The following is an 18,341-nucleotide window of genomic DNA, read 5'->3' as shown; positions in this document are numbered from 1 at the left end:
GTCGTCGTCAGCCACGGCTGGTTCATGCAGTAACGCGGTGCGGGCGGCGTCGCTGCCCGCCGGCGGACGGGAATAAAAAACGCGCTCCGAGGAGCGCGTTTTTCATGTCGGCAGGGCGAGGCCGCGGTGGCGGCCGCCCGCCGCCGCCTTACTTCAGGACGGCTGCGACCGCGTTGGCGACCACGTCGAGGTTGCGCGTGTTCAGCGCGGCGACGCAGATCCGGCCCGTGCCGACCGCATAGATGCCGAACTCGTCGCGCAGGCGATCGACTTGCGCCGAGGTCAGGCCCGAATACGAGAACATCCCGCGCTGCGCGTTGATGAAGCTGAAGTCGCGATCGACGCCGCTTGCCTTCAGGCGCTCGACGAGACCGTTACGCATCGCGCGGATGCGATCGCGCATTTCACCGAGTTCCTGTACCCACGAAGCGTGCAGTTCCGGCGACGCGAGCACGGCTGCGACGACGGCGCCGCCATGGGTCGGCGGGTTCGAGTAGTTCGTGCGGATCACGCGCTTCAGTTGCGACAGCACGCGCGTCGCTTCTTCCTTGCTCGATGTGATGATCGACAGCGCGCCGACGCGCTCGCCGTACAGCGAGAACGACTTCGAGAACGACGACGACACGAATGCGTTCAGGTCGGCCGCGGCAAACAGGCGCACGGCGGCGGCATCGGCTTCGATGTTCTCGCCGAAGCCCTGGTACGCCATGTCGAGGAACGGCACGAGGTTGCGTGCCTTCACGACGTCGACGACCTGTTGCCATTGCGCTTCGGTCAGGTCCACGCCGGTCGGGTTGTGGCAGCACGCATGCAGCACGACGACCGTGCCGGCTTCGTAGCCGTTCAGCGCCGACAGCATGCCCTCGAAGTTCACGCCGTTGGTGGCCGCGTCGTAGTACGGGTACGCGACGACTTCGAAACCGGCTGCTTCGAACAGCGCGCGGTGGTTTTCCCAGCTCGGATCGCTGATCGCGACCTTCACGTTCGGATTCAGGGTGCGCAGGAAATCCGCGCCAATCTTCAGCGCGCCCGTGCCGCCCAGGGCCTGGGCCGTGACCACGCGGCCCGCTGCGATCAGCGGCGAATCGTTGCCGAGCAGCAGCTTCTGCACGGCCGCATCGTAGGCGGCAATCCCGTCGATCGGCAGGTAGCCGCGCGGCAGGCCGGCCTCGACACGCGCCTTCTCCGCGTCGCGCACGGCGCGCAGCAGCGGAATCTTGCCGTCTTCGTTCGTGTACACACCGACACCGAGGTTGACCTTGGTCGGACGCGCATCGGCGTTGAAGGCTTCGTTCAGGCCCAGGATCGGGTCGCGGGGAGCAAGCTGGACAGCGGAGAAGAGCGACATGATGATTCGGCAGTAGTGAAAAGAGGGTCAGGCTTTCAGCCGGCGGGGCGGGCGCAGCGGACCGCGCGCCAACGGCGCGACGCCGGAAAGCGCAGCAGCCTGACATTGTAGCGAATTCGGGCTGGTGGGGGCGGGCGATTCGGCGGCGAAGCGCGATTTCGGCCGGACGCCGCGCGTCAGGAGCCGACAGCAGTTCGCGACGCCGCGAAGCGCTAGAATGCTTTCTTTGCCCTTGCTCCGGCCGCATTCCATGTCCGAACATCATGCCGAAGTCGGCGACGCGCTCGACGAATCCAAATTCGTCACCTTCGAAGGGTCGCCGTTCCAGCTGTACCAGCCGTATCTGCCCGCCGGCGACCAGCCGACCGCGATCGAGACGCTCGTCGAAGGGGTCGAGGACGGCCTGTCGTTCCAGACGCTGCTCGGCGTGACGGGGTCGGGCAAGACCTTCACGATGGCCAACACGATCGCGCGGCTCGGCCGCCCGGCGATCGTGTTCGCGCCGAACAAGACGCTCGCGGCGCAGCTCTATGCGGAGTTCCGCGAGTTCTTCCCGCGCAACGCGGTCGAGTACTTCGTCTCGTACTACGACTACTACCAGCCTGAGGCCTATGTGCCGCAGCGCGACCTGTTCATCGAGAAGGATTCGTCGATCAACGAGCACATCGAGCAGATGCGGCTGTCGGCGACGAAGAGCCTGATGGAGCGCCGCGACGTGGTGATCGTTGCAACGGTGTCGGCGATCTACGGTATCGGCAACCCGTCCGAATACCACCAGATGATCCTGACGCTGCGCACCGGCGACAAGCTCGGTCAGCGCGACGTGATCGCGCGGCTGATCGCGATGCAGTACACGCGCAACGAGCAGGATTTCCAGCGCGGCACGTTCCGCGTGCGCGGCGACACGATCGACATCTTCCCGGCCGAACACGCGGAGATGGCCGTGCGCGTCGAGCTGTTCGACGACGAGGTCGAGACGCTGCACCTGTTCGACCCGCTGACGGGGCGCGTGCGGCAGAAGATTCCGCGCTTCACCGTGTATCCGTCGTCGCACTACGTGACGCCGCGCGACACCGTGATGCGGGCGGTCGAGACGATCAAGGACGAGTTGCGCGAACGCCTCGAGTTCTTCCACCGCGACGGCAAGCTCGTCGAGGCGCAGCGTCTCGAACAGCGCACGCGTTTCGATCTCGAGATGCTGCAGGAGCTCGGCTTCTGCAAGGGTATCGAGAACTACTCGCGGCATTTCTCGGGGGCGGCGCCCGGCGATCCGCCGCCGACGCTCGTCGACTACCTGCCGCCCGACGCGCTGATGCTGCTCGACGAATCGCACGTGCTGATCGGCCAGCTGAACGGCATGTACAACGGCGACCGCGCGCGCAAGGAAAACCTCGTCAATTACGGGTTCCGCCTGCCGTCGGCGCTCGACAACCGGCCGCTGAAGTTCCCCGAGTTCGAACGCAAGATGCGCCAGGTCGTGTTCGTGTCGGCCACGCCGGCCGACTATGAGAAGCGTGTGACGGGGCAGATCGCCGAGCAGGTCGTGCGGCCGACGGGCCTCGTCGATCCGGAGATCGAAGTGCGTCCGGCGAGCTCGCAGGTCGACGACGTGCTGACCGAGATCAACGCGCGCGTGAAGGCCGGCGAGCGCGTGCTGATCACCGTGCTGACCAAGCGCATGGCCGAGCAGCTCACCGAGTTCCTGGCCGACCACGGCGTCAAGGTGCGCTACCTGCACAGCGACATCGACACGGTCGAGCGCGTCGAGATCATCCGCGACCTGCGGCTCGGCACGTTCGACGTGCTGGTCGGGATCAACCTGCTGCGAGAAGGTCTCGACATTCCGGAAGTGTCGCTCGTCGCGATCCTCGACGCGGACAAGGAAGGCTTCCTGCGCGCCGAGCGCTCGCTGATCCAGACGATCGGCCGGGCCGCGCGGAACGTGAACGGCAAGGCGATCCTCTACGCGGACAACATGACCGATTCGATGACGCGCGCGATCGGCGAAACCGAGCGGCGCCGCGCGAAGCAGATGGCCTACAACGAAAAGATGGGCATCACGCCGCGCGGCGTCGTGAAGCGCATCAAGGACATCATCGACGGCGTCTACAACGCGGACGAAGCGCGTGCGGAGTTGAAGGAGGCGCAACAGCGCGCGAAATTCGAGGACATGTCGGAAAAGCAGCTCGCGAAGGAAATCAAGCGTCTCGAGAAGCAGATGGCCGACTACGCGAAGAACCTCGAGTTCGAGAAGGCCGCCGCGACGCGCGACCAGCTTGCCGTGCTGCGCGAGCGCGTGTTCGGCGCGAACGTCGGCGATCACATCAGCGGCGGCCGGTAAATCTTTCCAAGCGTCACGGAAACCTGTTGGTAACGAGTCTGTAAGCCTTGTCGGATCAGGGGTTTACGCGGCTATTCGTTTGTTCCGAAACGGGTTCGGTGCTAAACTTCGCAATTATTGAGAATTGTTCGCATTAACGTTCTTGGTCGCGTTAGTGTTTCCAGCGGGCGGCCCCGGCGGCGGCCCGCGTGTCGTCAAGATAGTCAGACAAATAACAAGGAGTGTCCATGTTGGGTTCTTCGTTCATCCGCACGACGGTTGCGGTAGCAGCGGCGCTTGCCGCGATGTCGGCCTCGGCTGCCGAATATCCGATCGGCAAGCAGCAGATCCAGGGCGGCATGGAAATCGGCGCGGTGTACCTGCAGCCGATCACGATGGACCCGGAAGGGATGATGCGCAAGGCGTCGGATTCCGACATCCACCTCGAGGCCGACATCCATGCGGTCAAGAACAACCCGACGGGTTTCGCGGAAGGCGACTGGATGCCGTACCTGCAGGTCACGTACAAGCTGACGAAGCAGGGCGACACGAAGTGGAAGGCGGAAGGCGACCTGATGGGCATGGTCGCGAGCGACGGCCCGCACTACGGCGACAACGTGAAGCTGAACGGCCCGGGCAAGTATCACCTGACGATGGTCGTCAAGCCGCCGATGCAGTCCGGCCACATGGCCTTCGGCCGCCACGTCGACAAGGAAACGGGCGTGGGCGCGTGGTTCAAGCCCGTTACGCTCGAGTACGACTTCCCGTTCGCCGGCATCGGCAAGAAGGGCGGTTACTGATCGGTGGCATCACGAACGGCGCGCTTCGGCGCGCCGTCGGCGTAGAGAACCCAGAATGAAAATTCCCCAGAAAATCGTTGCCGCAGCCGCTGCGCTGTGGCTCGCCGGCGCGGCATACGCTGCCGACCTGCCGACGTTCAAGCTCGAGATGACGGACGGCAAGCTGAATCCCGCCCGCATCGAAGTGCCGGCCGGCCAGCGTTTCAAGATCGAGATCAAGAACACCGGCAAGGGCGCCGCCGAATTCGAGAGCGTGCAGTTGCGCAAGGAGAAGGTGCTCGCACCGGGCGCCGATTCGTTCGTGGTCGTCGCTCCGCTGTCGCCGGGCGAATACAAGTTTTTCGACGATTTCCACCAGCAGGCACAGGGCGTGATCGTCGCGAAGTAACGCGTTTTATCTGCGTGCGGGCGCACAAGTCCCTTGCCCCGCGCGTCAGGAGGTTTCGATGGGTCAGATCTTGTTCATCGTCTGGCGGGAGAGCGTCGAAGCGCTGCTCGTCGTCGGCATTCTCTATGCATGGCTGAAAAACGGCGATGACGACGCGCGCCGCGGCCTGCCTTTCCTGTGGGCCGGCGTCGGTGTCGGCTTGTTGATGGCCGTGGGCCTCGGCGCCGCGCTGGTCGGTTTCACCGAAGTGCTGTCCGGCGACGCGCAGGACTACTTCCAGACCGCGATGGTGCTGATCGCATGCGTGCTGATCGTGCAGATGGTGCTGTGGATGCGGCGGCACGGCCGCACGCTCAAGCGCGACATGGAGCAATCGCTGCAGCAGAGCACGCGCGATTCGAACTGGTGGGGCGTCGCCGTGCTGGTCGCGCTCGCGATCGCCCGCGAAGGCAGCGAGACGGTGATCTTCCTGTACGGCCTCGGGTTCGGCCAGTCGGGCCACGTCGACGGCAGCCAGATGCTCGCGGTCCTGATCGGTCTCGGCCTGGCGTTCTTCACGTTCTATCTGCTGCAGCTCGGCGGCAAGTACTTCTCGTGGCGGCATTTCTTCCGCGTCACCGAAGTGATGCTGCTGTTCCTCGGCGCGGGCCTGTTCCAGACCGGCGTCGACAAGCTGATCGACAAGGAAATCCTGCCGCTCGGTATCTCGCAGGTGTGGGATACCTCCGCGATCCTCGATGACTCGGGCACGTTCGGCTCGCTCGTCGCGACGCTGACCGGCTATCGTGCGCACCCGGCACTGACCAACCTGGTCGCCTATGCGGTGTACTGGGCCGTCGTCTGGCTGCTGATGAAGCGCGCGAGCCGTCGTCCGTCCGTCGCTGCGGGCCGCGCGGCATGAGCGTGGTCGCCGCAGCCAAGCCGGGCTGGCTCGCACAGGCCGGCCAGTGGATGCAGCGCCACGGCGCGCTGATCCGCGGCATCCAGTGGATCGTCGTCGCGGTCTACGCGTTCCTGATCATCGTGCCGGCGGTATTGCCGCTGCCGGACGATTCCGCGCATCTGTGGAACAACCTCACGCTGATCGCGCAGTTCGCGTTCTGGGGCATCTGGTGGCCGTTCGTACTGCTGTCGATGGTGATGCTCGGCCGCGTTTGGTGCGGCGTGCTGTGCCCGGAAGGCGCGCTCACCGAGTACGCGAGCAAGTTCGGCCGCGGCGGGCCGATTCCGCGCTGGATCCGGTGGGGCGGCTGGCCGTTCGTCGCGTTCGGGATCACGACGATCTACGGGCAGATGGTGAGCGTGTACCAGTACCCGCTCGCGGTGCTGTTCGTGCTCGGCGGCTCGACCGTCGGTGCGATCGTGATCGGTTTGCTGTACGGCCGCGAGAAGCGCGTATGGTGCAAGTACCTGTGCCCTGTGAACGGCGTGTTCGGGCTGCTCGCGCGGCTCGCGCCGATGCGCTACAAAGTTGACGAGGATGCGTGGCGGCGTTCGTACAAGAACGGCGAGCACGGCCATCGCGTGATTCCGATCAACTGTGCGCCGCTCGTGCCGTTGCGCAACATGAAGGGCGCGGCGGATTGCCATATGTGCGGCCGCTGCAGCGGGCATCGCGACGCGATCTCGCTGTCGCTGCGCTCGCCGTCCGACGAAGTCGTGAACCTCGGTGCGCAGCAGGCGAACCCGTGGGACACCGCGCTGATCCTGTACGGCCTGCTCGGCGTTGCGATCGGCGCATTCCACTGGACCGTCAGCCCGTGGTTCGTGCAGATCAAGCAGTGGCTTGCAGGCTGGCTGATCGACCGCGACATCACGTGGCCGCTCGAAACCAATGCACCGTGGTTCCTGCTCACGCACTATCCGGATCGCAACGACGTGTTCTCCTGGCTCGACGGCGGGCTGGTCGTCAGCTACATCGTCGGCACGGGGCTCGTGTACGGCACGGCGCTGCTGGCGTTGCTGGCCGGCGCCACGCTGATGCTCGGCCGCTTCGATCGCGTGCGGCTGCATCACCTTGCGCAGGCACTGATCCCGATCGCGGGCGCGGGTGTGTTCCTCGGCCTGTCGGCCACGACGCTGTCGCTGCTGCGCGCCGAGCATGTACCGCTCGGCTGGGCGACCGATGTGCGCATCGCGATCCTGGTCGGCGCCAACACATGGAGCGCATGGCTCGCGTGGAAAGTGACGGGGCGTTATGCGGCGTGGCCGCGCCGGGTCGCGGCATTCGCCTGGTTCGCCGCCGGATTGGCCGTCGTCGATAGCGCGTGGTGGCTGATGTTCTGGGGTTTCTGACGTGTTTCGCGTGCGGCTTCGGCCGCATGCAGCAGTGCATCGACGCAGGTGAGCAGCATGCCTTCTGCATCGACCGCGCAAATGAAAAAGCGGCACGTCCTTCGACGTGCCGCTTTTTATCTACCTGGTGCGAGAACCAAAAAAAGTGGCTTGGCTTGCTGCAACGGCTGCTTGAGTGTGTTTGCACGAAGGGGTCTAGATCTCGCGTGCAAGCCGTTACGCTGGCTACTGCCCAACACCTCTCAGGGAGGTGGTCCCCACAATACTCTGTCTTACTTCGTCAGGATCAGTTTGCCGAGCCGCGTGGCGCGCAACTGATACGTCTCTCCGTTATGCGCGATGCTGATGTGGCTGTGGCCTTGCAGCAGCGTGTCGCTGTTCACGACCCGCGTGCCTGCATCGCGGTTGCCGGCGGGTTTCGCCGGCGTGGTGACCGCTGCCGTCTTCTGGCGGCTGCTGGCTGCGGGTCCCGCCGTGCGGCGCAGGGTCAGCGTGGTCGGGCGCATGGTGTCGGTCATTCGGTTTGATCGGTGACTGTCGATACGATGGAATGAATTCTAAATGATAACTATTCCCATTTACAAAAACTCTTTATCGATCGGAACATCAAACCTGATAGCCTGAATCAAAGGGCGGCCGGCAGGCCGCCGCCGGCGTCAGTGCAACGGGTCGGGGTCCTTGCGGCCCTGCGCGTATTCGCGGATCAGGCGGACCGTGTCGATATCCGACGTGCGATAGGCCTCCTTGACGATCCCGTGCGTCTGCCGCGCATCCTCGCTGTCGTCGGTGACGGTCAGCGTCGTGCGGTACTCGAAGCGCAGGAACAGCTCGTGGTCGTCGCGCTCCTCGATCGTCATCGTCAGCGAGCCGCCGATCTCGCCATCGGCCGCACGGATGTCGTAGCGAACCTGATGGTTCGGCGTGAACGTGACGTGATCGCGCACGGTCGCATGGCCGTAGTGCAGTTCACGTTCGAGCGTCGTGTCCGTCCGTTCGAGGACGACGCAGCTGTCGAGGCCGAGCACGAACAGTTGCGGCTGTTCGGCGCGCAGCACGAGGCCCTCCCAAAGCTGGTCGCGGGTGAGGGTCGGCACGGCCGGATCGTCGGCGTTGATCTGGATCAGATGTTCGAAGTTCAAGGGGACGGGTTCCTTCTGGTGGCGGGTGGCCACATGGTTCAAGAAGTCATTGTGACGCAAAATCACGCGTTTCGCGGCACCTGCCGCCCCCGGTCGCGCGTCATGCTTCGATGCGGCCCATGCGGCCTGTCTGGTAGTCGACGACGGCCTGCCGGATCTCTTCCTCGGTATTCATCACGAACGGGCCGTAGCGGACGATCGGCTCGTTGAGCGGCACGCCGCCGATCAGCAGCAGGTCGAGCGGCGTGTCGCCGGCGGCGAACGCGACCGTGTCGCCATCGTCGCCGTAGACGATCATGTGCCGGGCGTCGACAGCCTGCCTGTCGGGCCCGTAGAGGCCCGTTCCGTCGATCGGATAGGCAAACACGCGATAACCGGCGGGCACGGGCTGCGTGACCGTTGCGCCGGGCTCGAGCGTGAAATGCTGGTAGAGGATCGGCGTGCGTGTCTCGATCGCTGCCTGGACGCCGAACGCTTCGCCGGCGATCACGCGCACGCGTGCGCGGCCATCCGGCGACGTCGCGGTCGGGATGCGTTCGGCCGGGATCTCCTGGTAGCGCGGCGCGATCATCTTGTCGCGGCGCGGCAGGTTGACCCACAGCTGGAATCCGTGTGCGCGCCCACCCGTCTGCGCGAACGCGGGGTCGGGCATCTCGCTGTGCACGACACCGGCGCCGGCCGTCATCCATTGCACGTCGCCGGGGCCGAGCGTGCCCGCATGGCCGGACGAGTCGCGATGGCGGAAGCGGCCGTCGAGCGCATACGTCACGGTCTCGAAGCCGCGATGCGGATGGTCGGGCGCACCCACGGCCTCGCCGGGTGCGTAGTCGACGGGGCCCATTTCGTCGAGCAGCAGGAACGGATCGAAGTCCATCAGCAGCCGGGTCGGGAACGGACGGTGAACCACGAACCCGCCGCCTTCGGTCGTGCGAAGCGCGGGGTAGGTACGGTCAAGCGAGCGAGCGGTCGTCATGGGGGAAGCCCTCGAAATCGTCGGAATAGCGTTATTTTTGAAACACAGCGCTATTATATTGGGCGTTTTACCGTTCGATTTGCGGCGGTTCGCAATGGATTGTTCTGAAATTGGAACGATGAGATGAATATCGATGCACATAACCTGAACGACCTGATGTACTTTTCGCAGGTCGTCGAACATGGCGGTTTCTCGGCCGCGGAACGCGTGCTGGGCATCTCGAAATCGCGCCTGTCGCGGCGCCTGACCGAGCTCGAGGCGGCGCTCGGCGTACGCCTGCTGCAGCGCTCGACGCGCAAGCTCGCGCTGACCGAGGCGGGGGAGTTGTTCTACCAGCATTGCCAGGCGATGCTGGCCGAAGCGCAGGCCGCGATGAACGCGGTGCAGCAGTTGCGCGCGTCGCCGCGCGGCTCGGTGCGGGTCAGCGTGCCCGTCACGCTGTCGCAGACGATGCTGTCGCGCATCCTGCCCGAATTCCTGCGCCGCTATCCCGAGGTGAAGGTGCACGTCCGCGTGACCAATCGCGTGATCGACCTGTTCGAGGATTCGATCGACGTCGCGCTGCGCGTGCGCTCGGAGCCGCCGCAGAACGCCAACATCGTCGTGCGGCCGCTGTGGCGCACCGAGCAGATGCTGGTCGGTGCGCCGAGCCTGCTGAGCCAGAATGCGCCGCCGCTGGTACCGGACGACCTGACCGGCTTCGAGACGCTCGATACGCCGAGCGTCGACGGGCGGCACGTATTCAACCTGATCGCGCCGGACGGGACGCGCCACGTGCACGAGCATGACCCGCGCCTCGTGACGGCCGACCTGATGACGATCCGCGAGGCCGTGCTCGACGGCCTCGGCATCGCGGCGCTGCCAGAGATGATGTACGGCAACGCGCTGCGTGCGGGGCAGCTGTCGCCCGTGATGCCGGGCTGGACGCTGCCGGTGCCGCAACTGTATGCGGTGTTCGTGTCGCGGCAGGGGATGCCGCCTGCCGTGCGCGCGTTCGTCGACTACCTGGTCGAGAAGCTCGATCACGGCGCGTACAAGGAGCCCGGTTGTCCCGAGCGCGCGAAGAAGGAAGCCGCGGCCGATGTTTCGGCGACCTGAACACGGCGTGCGCGACGACGCAAATTTGTTTTGTCATTGAAGCGTCGCCTGCAATCGCAAGTTTCAATCGCCGGAACCTTGAATGCGTGCGCGGGCGGGCCTATATTGAAATCCCATTTCGTGAAGGAAGTTCTGAGCGAAATCAGGTGGCCGCATATATTGTGAGCCAGATAGGGCAGAACGCGCAGTCCGTGCAGACCACGGCAGAGTCGCATTTGCGTTGCTCGAGGCGCAACCGATACCGCCAAAGAGCCCGCCGCCCGAAGGCGCCCGCGTGCGCATGAAAAAAGGCCTTCATCTGGCGATGAAGGCCTTTTACTTTGTGCGGCCGGCGATGCGTGACCGCAAGAGGTGCGCGTATTACTTCGCTTTCGCGCCCGGCTCCGTCACGAAGCCGAGCTTCGTCAGGCCGCCTGCCTGCGCATCCGACATCACTTCCGCAACGTGCTCATAGGCAACCTTGCGATCCGCACGCAGGTGCAACTCGGGCTGCGGCGTGCGCTTCGCGGCTTCCGCGATGCGTGCCTGCAGCTGTTCGCGCGTGACCGTATGGTCGTCCCACAGGATCGTGCCGTCGCCCTGGATCGCGACGTCGACCGTCTGCGGCTTTTCGTCGACGGGCTGGCTGCTGGCGTGCGGCAGGTCGATCTTCACCGCATGCTGCATCGCCGGGATCGTCACGAGGAAAATGATCAGGAGTACGAGCATGACGTCGACGAGCGGCGTCATGTTGATCTCGCTCATCACTGCATCGTCGTCATCGTCGCTGAAACCGGTGTTCATGGCCATGGTTCACCTCGTCTCAGCTGGCGGCGCGCGTCGCGAGACGCAGGCCGTCGCGGGTCGACGACGACGCGAGGCTCGCGCCCGTCACGAAGTACGCGTGCAGACCGTGCGCAAAGCGACGCAGTTTGCTGACGACGCCCTTGTTCGCGCGGGTCAGCGCGTTGTAGCCGAGCACCGCCGGAATCGCGACGAACAGGCCGAAGGCCGTCATGATCAGCGATTCGCCGACCGGGCCTGCAACCTGGTCGATCGACGTCTGGCCGGTCGCGCCAATGGCGAGCAGTGCGTGGTAGATGCCCCAGACCGTGCCGAACAGGCCGACGAACGGTGCCGTGCTGCCGATCGATGCGAGGATCGCGAGGCCGCTCTGCATGCGCGAGATGCCTTCGTCCATCGTGTCCTTCAGGCAGCGCGTGACCCAGTCCGACACGTCCATGCGGTCGTGCAGGTGCGGTTGCGTCTGATGGTGATGGTCGGCGGCTTCCTTGCCCGACAGCGCGAGTGCGAGGAACGGGTTGTCGTTCGGCGTCGATGCGGCGAGGCCGAGCTTCTTGATGCCGTCGTCGAAATCGTCCGAATGCCAGAATGCCTGTTCGGCATTCTTCGTGAGGCGGTTCAGGCGGATCACGTTCCAGCCCTTGATGACGATCACGATCCACGACAGGACCGACATCACGAGCAGCGTGATCGCGATGGCGCGCGTGACGAAATCACCTTGCGCCCAGACGTGCGCGATACCGTAGCTTTGCATTTTCTTGTTTCCTTTGAATCTACCGAATATGACGGGTTAGTCGTCGAGCGTGAAGTTGAAGGGCAGCGTATGGGCGGCGCGGATCGCCTGGCCGTTCTCGACATACGGCGGGCAGGTGCTGGCGCGCGTCGCCTCGAGCGCGGCTTCGTCAAGACGTGGATAGCCGCTGCTCTTCTGCAGCTGGACGCTTTCGATCTTGCCCGTCACGCCGATGATGAAGTGAACATAGGCCGTGCCCGTTTCGCCGCGCCGCTTCGACATCGACGGATAGTCGGGCTTCACGAAATTGCAGGTGAGCGCCGCCACGTTTTTCGGCGCGCTGACCTGCATCGTCTCGCGCGCCGGGCCGGGTGCTGCAGCCGGCGCAGCAGGAGCCGGCGCGGCGGGAGCCGGTGTCGGATCGACAACTGCCGGCGCGGGCGTCGGCGACGGTGCCTGCGAGACTGGCTGAGGCGTCGGGATTGCTTTCTGCACCGGCTTCGGCTCGACCTTCGGCTTCACGCGAGGCGCAGGCTTGGGCGGCGTAGGCTGCTGCGCGGCAGACCGGACCGCGACCGGCTGGGCAGCGGGCGCAGGAGGAATGAGCTGCGCGGTGATCGACTGAACCTCGATCTGCTTCGCCGGCGGCGGCGCGTTGCGATGGAGCCAGGCGGCCGTCAGCATGATCGCGTGTGCGGCAAGCACACCGACCGCGACGACGATCACTCGGGGATTCATACGTGGTGCAGCCGGCACGGCGCCGGCAGGAGCGAGATGCGAAGCCTGCATGTTAGCTTGAAAGAACGATGTCGCACCCGGGGCGCGGCGGGTGAATCGGCATCACTTGCGGAAGATCAGCAGCGAGATGCAAACGGTGGTCACAAATCCGATCAGCAATTCCATGACAGGCTCCTTGGCAGGTAAGCCGCTGGCTCGCGCAGACGGTGGCTTGCTGACGGTCGAAACAAAAAATGCGGCCTGGGCCGCATGCGCACGCTCGGTGCCGGTCAGGCTGCCTTGCGTTCGTAGAACGTGACCGGGATCGGGTGAGCGTGATGCTCGACACCGCACCGGCTTGCGCAGACGCCCTGCTCGGCCATGAGGTCGCGTACGGACTCCTCGCACTTGCCGCAGCAGGTGGCCACGCCGAGTTCGAACTGGAGTTCATCGAAAGAGTTGACGCCCTCGGCGAGGGACGCGCGAATCTTGCGATCGGAAACAGACTTGCACACGCAGACGATCATGATGAGTTGCGATAGCTAACGTTAATGCGAATTATTATCATTAATTTTGCAGACGTTGACAAGCCTGGGTCGGGCTTTTTTTAAGGTCATCGGACCCTTGAAACGGCTGGGACGGCGGAGCGACGGCAGGGGCGGGCCTGCAGGCCCGCGTCAGGCGGTCGCGCAGGCGTGCGCGTTCGGCGAGGAAATGGTGACGGATTCGACCGGCGCATCGAGGCCGAGCAGCGTCGACGCGAGGGCGCGCAGTTGCAGGCCGTCGCTCGTCGAGCAGAAGCGGGGCGCCGCGGGTTGCGTGCCGGCCGGCGCGCGCAGGCCGCGTTCGTCGAGTACCCGCGCGAGCTGGCGCGCGATCGCATCGCTCGTGTCGACGATCGTCAGGCGGTCGCCAACAAGGTCACGAATCGTGTCTGTGAAGAACGGGTAATGCGTGCAGCCGAGCACCAGCGTATCGGCGCCGTCGTCGAGCATCGGCTGCAGGTAACGCTCGAGCAACGCACGCAGGGCGGGCGAGTCCGTGTCGCCGCGTTCGATTGCTTCGACGAGCCCGTGGCCGGGCTGGCAGATGAAGCGACGGCCGGCGCCGTAGCGGTCGAGCAGCGCCTGGAAGCGCGGGCTGTTCAGCGTCGATTGCGTGGCGAGGACACCCGCGACGCCGGTCGCGGACAGCGCGGCAGCCGGCTTGATGCCCGGCTCGACGCCGACGAGCGGAATCGCCAGGCGTTCGCGGATGGCCGCGATCGCGCGCGCCGTCGCGGTGTTGCACGCGATGACGAGCGCTTTCGCGCCTTCCCGGGCGAGCCATTCGCCGATGGCCAGCGTGCGTTCCGTGATGAACGCCTCGTCGCGCGGACCATACGGCGCGTGGTGCGAATCGGCGACGTAGACGAACGACTCGCCGGGCAGGTGCGCGCGCACGGCGCGCAGCACCGACAGGCCGCCGAGCCCCGAGTCGAAGATGCCGACGGGAGCGGCGGGGCGGACCCCGGAAGCGGCTGGCTGGTTCGTCATCGTCATGCGGACGTCGAGGTGGGAGAGGGACCGATTACTCGGGCGAACCCATCATCGTCTGCTGGTAGTTCTGCAGGCCGACCTTGCCGATCAGGTCGATCTGCGTTTCCAGCCAGTCGATGTGCTCTTCGGTGTCGTCGAGGATCTTTTCGAAGATCTCGCGCGAGACGTAGTCGCGAACCGATTCGCAGTAGGCGATCGCTTCCTTGCAGGTGGACTGCGAGATCTGCTCGAGCTTCAGGTCGCACTTCAGGATCTCTTCGGTTTCCTCGCCGACGAGCAGCTTGTGCAGGTCCTGCAGGTTCGGCAGGCCGTCGAGCATGAACACGCGCTCGATCAGCCAGTCGGCGTGCTTCATTTCGCCGATCGATTCGTCGTACTCGTGCTTGCCGAGCTTCTCGAGGCCCCAGTGCTTGTACATGCGCGCATGCAGGAAGTACTGGTTGATCGCCGTGAGTTCATTCTTCAGTTGGGCGTTCAGATATTCGATGACCTTCTTGTCGCCTTGCATGGCTGTTCCTTGTTCAGTGGGGCTTCAGAAACCGAACGATAATCGCTCGAACGGGAAAAGCCAAGCCTCGAAGCCTTGTCTGGCCTGCCTTTTGCGTGTAATGAGAATCAGCCTCGAACAACCGGCCGGACACAATAATGAGAATGAGAAGTAAAAAGGCCGGACTTCCGTCCGGCCTTTCGTTCGAGCGCGCTTAAGCGGTGGCGACCGGAATCTTGCCGATCTTCGCCTGCCACTCCTTCGGGCCGGTCTGGTGCACCGACGTACCCGACGAATCGACGGCGACCGTCACCGGCATGTCCTGCACGTCGAATTCGTAGATCGCTTCCATGCCGAGGTCCTCGAATGCGAGCACCTTCGCGCCGCGGATCGCCTTCGACACGAGGTAGGCCGCTCCGCCGACCGCCATCAGGTACGCAGCCTTGTGCTTCTTGATCGCCTCGATCGCGACCGGGCCGCGCTCGGCCTTGCCGACCATCGAGATCAGGCCCGTCTGCGCGAGCATCGTCTCGGTGAACTTGTCCATGCGCGTGGCCGTCGTCGGGCCGGCCGGGCCGACCACTTCGTCACGCACCGGATCGACCGGGCCGACGTAGTAGATCACGCGGTTCGTGAAGTCGACCGGCAGCTTCTCGCCCTTCGCGAGCATGTCGGCGATGCGCTTGTGCGCGGCGTCGCGGCCGGTGAGCATCTTGCCCGACAACAGCAGCGTCTGGCCCGGCGCCCAGCTGGCGACTTCTTCCGGCGTCAGCGTGTTCAGGTCGACGCGCTTGCTCGTTTCCGTGTTCGGTTCCCACTGGACCTTCGGCCAGGCGTCGAGCGACGGTGCTTCAAGCTTGGCCGGACCCGAGCCGTCGAGCACGAAGTGCGCGTGGCGCGTGGCCGCGCAGTTCGGGATCAGCGCGACCGGCTTCGAGGCCGCGTGCGTCGGTGCCGCCATGATCTTCACGTCGAGCACGGTCGCCAGGCCGCCGAGGCCCTGCGCGCCGATACCGAGCGCGTTGACCTTCTCGTGCAGCTCGACGCGCAGTTCCTCGACCCAGTCCTTCGGGCCGCGCGCGATGATTTCCTGGATGTCGATCGGCTCCATCAGCGATTCCTTCGCCATCAGCATCGCCTTCTCGGCCGTGCCGCCGATGCCGATCCCGAGCATGCCGGGCGGGCACCAGCCCGCGCCCATCGTCGGAACCGTCTTCAGCACCCAGTCGACGATCGAATCGGACGGGTTCAGCATCACGAACTTCGACTTGTTCTCCGAGCCGCCGCCCTTTGCCGCGACCTGCACGTCGACCTTGTCGCCCGGCACGATCTCGTAGTGGATCACGGCCGGCGTGTTGTCCTTCGTGTTCTTGCGGGCGCCTTCCGGCGGGTTGACGATCGACGCGCGCAGCACGTTGTCCGGGTGCGTGTAACCGCGGCGCACGCCTTCGTTGATCATGTCGGTGAGGCCCATCGTCGCGCCGTCCCAGCGCACGTCCATGCCGACCTTCACGAAGATCGTGACGATGCCGGTGTCCTGGCAGATCGGGCGGCGGCCTTCCGCGCACATGCGGCTGTTCGTGAGGATCTGCGCGATCGCGTCCTTCGCCGCCGGGCTCTCTTCCAGCTCGTACGCGCGGCCGAGGGCCTGGATGTAGTCGAGCGGGTGGTAGTAGCTGATGTACTGCAGCGAATCCGCGATGCTCTGGATCAGGTCTTCCTGTTTGATGACGGTCATGGCTGAGACTCTGTGGGGACAGTGGGGAATGGTTTGCCGGCGGTTCAGGCCGCCGGTCGGGACGTTGCGGGCGCGTGCGTCTCGTGGAAATGGGCCGGGTGCGTGTGCGTCGTCAGGCGGTCGACCCACGCCATCACGAGCGCCGACACGAGGAACGACACGTGGATGATCACCTGCCACATGATCGCGTGCACCGTGTGCTGGTCGGGGTTGATGAACGTCTTCAGCAGGTGGATCGACGAAATGCTGATCAGCGCCATCGACAGCTTGACCTTCAGCACGCCCGCGTTCACGTGGTCGAGCCATTCGGGCTCGTCGGGGTGGCCCTCGATGCCGAGGCGCGACACGAACGTCTCATACCCGCCGACGATCACCATGATCAGCAGGTTCGAGATCATCACCACGTCGATCAGGCCGAGCACCGCGAGCATCACGCTGATCTCGTCGAGGCTCGTCGCATGCGACAGCAGGTGCCAGACTTCCTTCAGGAACAGGAACACGTAGACGGCCTGCGCGACGATCAGGCCGAGGTAAAGCGGAACCTGGAGCCAGCGGCTCATGAAAATCAGCGCGGGAAGCGGGCGAAGCGGGCGACGGGCGGGGCGGCCGGGCGAATGCGGGGCGGACATGTCGGGGGTACGGGCGCGGTGCGCAGGTATCGGGGGTAATCTTGAAAAGGCGCGCTATTGTAACGCGTCGGCCGGCGCGACTGCAGCGACGCGCCGGGTCTGCCGGGGACGGATCAGGAGGCGGCGGCCGGCACGCGTTTCACGCGCAGGCTCGCGAGCACGATGCCGGTGACGACACAGGCGAGCGCGACGCCGTGCGCGAGCGTCGGGCGTTCGCCGAGGAACGCGATGCCGTACGCGGCGGCTGCGATCGGCAGCACCGCGCTGAACACGCCGGCGAGGCTGCCCGGCACGTGCCGGATGCCCTTCATCCACAGCCAGAACGAAAAGATGCTGGCCGACAGGCCATACCAGACGACGAGTGCCCAGGTGCCGGCCGGCACGCTCGCGTAATCGAAATGCCAAAGCGCCGTCGCGCCGAGCGGCAGCATCAGGAACAGGCCGAACAGGTGCGTGTATGCGCAGATGTCGATCGGCGCGAGCGTCTGCGTGAGCCGGCGCGACAGGATCACGTAGATCGATTCGCAGCACACCGCGCCGAGGATCAGCAGGTTGCCGGCCAGCGAGCCGGACGCGTCGCCGTCGGCGCCGTGCGCGGCCGTGCCGCCGTTGGCGAGGTTGATCGTCACGACGCCGGCGATCGCGAGCGCGATCGACACGAGCGCACGGCCGTTCGGTTTTTCACGCAGGATCAGCCACGCGAACAGCGCGACGATCGCCGGGATCGTGCTCGTGATGACGCCGGCCGCCACTGCGCTCGTGCGCTGTACGCCGTTGAGCATCAGCAGCGTGAACATGAAGGTGCCGAAGAAGGCCTGCAGGAACAGGTTCAGCCACTCGCTGCGCTTGACAGTGCGCATCTTCACGGGGCTGAACAGCGGCCACAGCACGGCGATCGCGATCACGAAGCGCAGCGTGGCGAGGATGGCGACGGGAACGAATGCAACGATGGATTTACCGATACCGACGTTGCTGCCGACGAACAGCATCGACAGGATGAGGAAGAGGGCGTAGCGATTCAAGCTGGAATCCGGAAGGCGAGTTCAGTTAGGATTGTAGGGTCGCGGTTGTAGCAGCGTAAAGCAGACCGTCATGCGGTGCCGCCGGGCGTGCGAACCAGTCGTGTCGCGTAAGTGACGGGTAAGTTCGAGCGCTTATCGTGGAAACTGCCGGGCCGCATGTTCACGTTCGCGTGATGTGGTGCGGCGCAGCATCGTGCGCAGCCTTCGTGGCCGCGTGCGGGTGGGTGGGAGACAGCGGCGCGCATGCGCCGGCCAAGACGCGCGGCGCGCACGATCGCGCCGCCATGCAGAGGATTCATGTTCACCAAGGGGTTGTCGATGTCTGCGATTGAA

At 65.1% G+C, this 18,341-nt stretch carries 19 protein-coding genes and 1 pseudogene; 6 read left to right on the top strand and 14 right to left on the bottom strand.

What is annotated here, in order from left to right; translation table 11 throughout:
- Positions 1 to 148: 148 nt before the first annotated feature.
- A complete protein-coding gene (locus U5798_RS36560; protein ID WP_124457089.1) occupies positions 149 to 1,348 on the bottom strand; it encodes an amino acid aminotransferase in 1,200 nt (399 codons plus the stop codon).
- A 250-nt stretch (positions 1,349 to 1,598) separates the two neighbouring features.
- Between U5798_RS36560 and uvrB the strand changes: the two genes are divergently transcribed.
- From uvrB to U5798_RS36535, 5 genes are all read left to right on the top strand, one after another.
- Positions 1,599 to 3,689 carry an excinuclease ABC subunit UvrB gene (gene uvrB, locus U5798_RS36555; protein ID WP_124457088.1) on the top strand — a complete coding sequence of 697 codons (2,091 nt, stop codon included), beginning with the start codon at positions 1,599 to 1,601 and terminating at the stop codon, positions 3,687 to 3,689.
- Positions 3,690 to 3,916: 227 nt separating this feature from the next.
- Complete coding sequence (locus U5798_RS36550; protein WP_047898578.1) at positions 3,917 to 4,468, top strand: iron transporter; 552 nt, start codon at positions 3,917 to 3,919, stop codon at positions 4,466 to 4,468.
- Positions 4,469 to 4,523: 55 nt separating this feature from the next.
- Positions 4,524 to 4,856, top strand: a complete 333-nt coding sequence (locus U5798_RS36545) for a cupredoxin domain-containing protein (RefSeq protein ID WP_027786891.1) — start codon at positions 4,524 to 4,526, stop codon at positions 4,854 to 4,856.
- 58 nt (positions 4,857 to 4,914) lie between these two features.
- Positions 4,915 to 5,757: an FTR1 family iron permease gene (locus U5798_RS36540; protein ID WP_322084839.1), complete on the top strand. Its 843-nt coding sequence runs from the start codon at positions 4,915 to 4,917 to the stop codon at positions 5,755 to 5,757.
- Positions 5,754 to 7,151, top strand: a complete 1,398-nt coding sequence (locus U5798_RS36535; RefSeq protein WP_124457087.1) for a 4Fe-4S binding protein — start codon at positions 5,754 to 5,756, stop codon at positions 7,149 to 7,151. The genes U5798_RS36540 and U5798_RS36535 overlap by 4 nt, the downstream gene beginning before the upstream one ends.
- A 272-nt stretch (positions 7,152 to 7,423) precedes the next feature.
- Here U5798_RS36535 and hemP read toward each other — a convergent pair whose 3' ends face one another.
- The 3 genes from hemP to U5798_RS36520 form a co-directional block, all read right to left on the bottom strand.
- Positions 7,424 to 7,669: a hemin uptake protein HemP gene (gene hemP, locus U5798_RS36530; protein WP_124457086.1), complete on the bottom strand. Its 246-nt coding sequence runs from the start codon at positions 7,667 to 7,669 to the stop codon at positions 7,424 to 7,426.
- 138 nt (positions 7,670 to 7,807) lie between these two features.
- Positions 7,808 to 8,290, bottom strand: coding sequence for an SRPBCC family protein (locus U5798_RS36525; protein ID WP_124457085.1), 483 nt, complete (start codon positions 8,288 to 8,290; stop codon positions 7,808 to 7,810).
- Between the two features lie 100 nt (positions 8,291 to 8,390).
- Positions 8,391 to 9,263 carry a pirin family protein gene (locus tag U5798_RS36520; protein ID WP_322084838.1) on the bottom strand — a complete coding sequence of 291 codons (873 nt, stop codon included), beginning with the start codon at positions 9,261 to 9,263 and terminating at the stop codon, positions 8,391 to 8,393.
- 123 nt (positions 9,264 to 9,386) lie between these two features.
- Between U5798_RS36520 and U5798_RS36515 the strand changes: the two genes are divergently transcribed.
- Positions 9,387 to 10,361: a LysR family transcriptional regulator gene (locus U5798_RS36515; RefSeq protein WP_034190356.1), complete on the top strand. Its 975-nt coding sequence runs from the start codon at positions 9,387 to 9,389 to the stop codon at positions 10,359 to 10,361.
- Between the two features lie 360 nt (positions 10,362 to 10,721).
- On the opposite strand, the gene U5798_RS36510 is transcribed toward U5798_RS36515, so the two are convergent.
- The 10 genes and pseudogenes from U5798_RS36510 to U5798_RS36465 all read right to left on the bottom strand — a co-directional run.
- A complete protein-coding gene (locus U5798_RS36510; protein WP_006478310.1) occupies positions 10,722 to 11,150 on the bottom strand; it encodes an ExbD/TolR family protein in 429 nt (142 codons plus the stop codon).
- Between the two features lie 13 nt (positions 11,151 to 11,163).
- Positions 11,164 to 11,898, bottom strand: a complete 735-nt coding sequence (locus U5798_RS36505) for a MotA/TolQ/ExbB proton channel family protein (protein WP_124457083.1) — start codon at positions 11,896 to 11,898, stop codon at positions 11,164 to 11,166.
- Between the two features lie 36 nt (positions 11,899 to 11,934).
- Positions 11,935 to 12,666, bottom strand: coding sequence for an energy transducer TonB (locus tag U5798_RS36500; protein ID WP_322084837.1), 732 nt, complete (start codon positions 12,664 to 12,666; stop codon positions 11,935 to 11,937).
- Between the two features lie 218 nt (positions 12,667 to 12,884).
- Positions 12,885 to 13,121, bottom strand: a complete 237-nt coding sequence (locus U5798_RS36495) for a bacterioferritin-associated ferredoxin (RefSeq protein ID WP_039370093.1) — start codon at positions 13,119 to 13,121, stop codon at positions 12,885 to 12,887.
- 150 nt (positions 13,122 to 13,271) lie between these two features.
- Positions 13,272 to 14,135 carry a glutamate racemase gene (gene murI / locus U5798_RS36490; protein WP_322084836.1) on the bottom strand — a complete coding sequence of 288 codons (864 nt, stop codon included), beginning with the start codon at positions 14,133 to 14,135 and terminating at the stop codon, positions 13,272 to 13,274.
- Positions 14,136 to 14,163: 28 nt separating this feature from the next.
- Positions 14,164 to 14,640 carry a bacterioferritin gene (gene bfr, locus U5798_RS36485; RefSeq protein WP_011352652.1) on the bottom strand — a complete coding sequence of 159 codons (477 nt, stop codon included), beginning with the start codon at positions 14,638 to 14,640 and terminating at the stop codon, positions 14,164 to 14,166.
- A 193-nt stretch (positions 14,641 to 14,833) separates the two neighbouring features.
- Positions 14,834 to 16,357: a fumarate hydratase gene (locus U5798_RS36480; RefSeq protein ID WP_175655444.1), complete on the bottom strand. Its 1,524-nt coding sequence runs from the start codon at positions 16,355 to 16,357 to the stop codon at positions 14,834 to 14,836.
- Positions 16,358 to 16,401: 44 nt separating this feature from the next.
- Positions 16,402 to 16,986, bottom strand: a complete 585-nt coding sequence (locus tag U5798_RS36475; RefSeq protein WP_124457079.1) for a TIGR00645 family protein — start codon at positions 16,984 to 16,986, stop codon at positions 16,402 to 16,404.
- Positions 16,987 to 17,099: 113 nt separating this feature from the next.
- Complete coding sequence (locus U5798_RS36470) at positions 17,100 to 18,008, bottom strand: DMT family transporter (RefSeq protein ID WP_124457078.1); 909 nt, start codon at positions 18,006 to 18,008, stop codon at positions 17,100 to 17,102.
- Between the two features lie 68 nt (positions 18,009 to 18,076).
- A pseudogene (locus tag U5798_RS36465) lies at positions 18,077 to 18,341 on the bottom strand (hypothetical protein); the annotation flags it as partial.

Origin of the sequence: Burkholderia sp. BCC1972, assembly GCF_905339605.1 — a bacterium.
GTDB lineage: Bacteria > Pseudomonadota > Gammaproteobacteria > Burkholderiales > Burkholderiaceae > Burkholderia.
This window is presented reverse-complemented; position numbering and strand designations above follow the sequence as displayed.

What these genes read in the sequence shown, in the direction of transcription:
- U5798_RS36560 (WP_124457089.1), bottom strand. Translation starts at nt 1,348, where the DNA reads ATGTCGCTCTTCTCCGCTGTCCAGCTTGCTCCCCGCGACCCGATCCTG.
- uvrB (WP_124457088.1), top strand. Translation starts at nt 1,599, where the DNA reads ATGTCCGAACATCATGCCGAAGTCGGCGACGCGCTCGACGAATCCAAA.
- U5798_RS36550 (WP_047898578.1), top strand. Translation starts at nt 3,917, where the DNA reads ATGTTGGGTTCTTCGTTCATCCGCACGACGGTTGCGGTAGCAGCGGCG.
- U5798_RS36545 (WP_027786891.1), top strand. Translation starts at nt 4,524, where the DNA reads ATGAAAATTCCCCAGAAAATCGTTGCCGCAGCCGCTGCGCTGTGGCTC.
- U5798_RS36540 (WP_322084839.1), top strand. Translation starts at nt 4,915, where the DNA reads ATGGGTCAGATCTTGTTCATCGTCTGGCGGGAGAGCGTCGAAGCGCTG.
- U5798_RS36535 (WP_124457087.1), top strand. Translation starts at nt 5,754, where the DNA reads ATGAGCGTGGTCGCCGCAGCCAAGCCGGGCTGGCTCGCACAGGCCGGC.
- hemP (WP_124457086.1), bottom strand. Translation starts at nt 7,669, where the DNA reads ATGACCGACACCATGCGCCCGACCACGCTGACCCTGCGCCGCACGGCG.
- U5798_RS36520 (WP_322084838.1), bottom strand. Translation starts at nt 9,263, where the DNA reads ATGACGACCGCTCGCTCGCTTGACCGTACCTACCCCGCGCTTCGCACG.
- U5798_RS36515 (WP_034190356.1), top strand. Translation starts at nt 9,387, where the DNA reads ATGAATATCGATGCACATAACCTGAACGACCTGATGTACTTTTCGCAG.
- U5798_RS36510 (WP_006478310.1), bottom strand. Translation starts at nt 11,150, where the DNA reads ATGGCCATGAACACCGGTTTCAGCGACGATGACGACGATGCAGTGATG.
- U5798_RS36505 (WP_124457083.1), bottom strand. Translation starts at nt 11,898, where the DNA reads ATGCAAAGCTACGGTATCGCGCACGTCTGGGCGCAAGGTGATTTCGTC.
- U5798_RS36500 (WP_322084837.1), bottom strand. Translation starts at nt 12,666, where the DNA reads ATGCAGGCTTCGCATCTCGCTCCTGCCGGCGCCGTGCCGGCTGCACCA.
- U5798_RS36495 (WP_039370093.1), bottom strand. Translation starts at nt 13,121, where the DNA reads ATGATCGTCTGCGTGTGCAAGTCTGTTTCCGATCGCAAGATTCGCGCG.
- murI (WP_322084836.1), bottom strand. Translation starts at nt 14,135, where the DNA reads ATGACGATGACGAACCAGCCAGCCGCTTCCGGGGTCCGCCCCGCCGCT.
- bfr (WP_011352652.1), bottom strand. Translation starts at nt 14,640, where the DNA reads ATGCAAGGCGACAAGAAGGTCATCGAATATCTGAACGCCCAACTGAAG.
- U5798_RS36480 (WP_175655444.1), bottom strand. Translation starts at nt 16,357, where the DNA reads ATGACCGTCATCAAACAGGAAGACCTGATCCAGAGCATCGCGGATTCG.
- U5798_RS36475 (WP_124457079.1), bottom strand. Translation starts at nt 16,986, where the DNA reads ATGTCCGCCCCGCATTCGCCCGGCCGCCCCGCCCGTCGCCCGCTTCGC.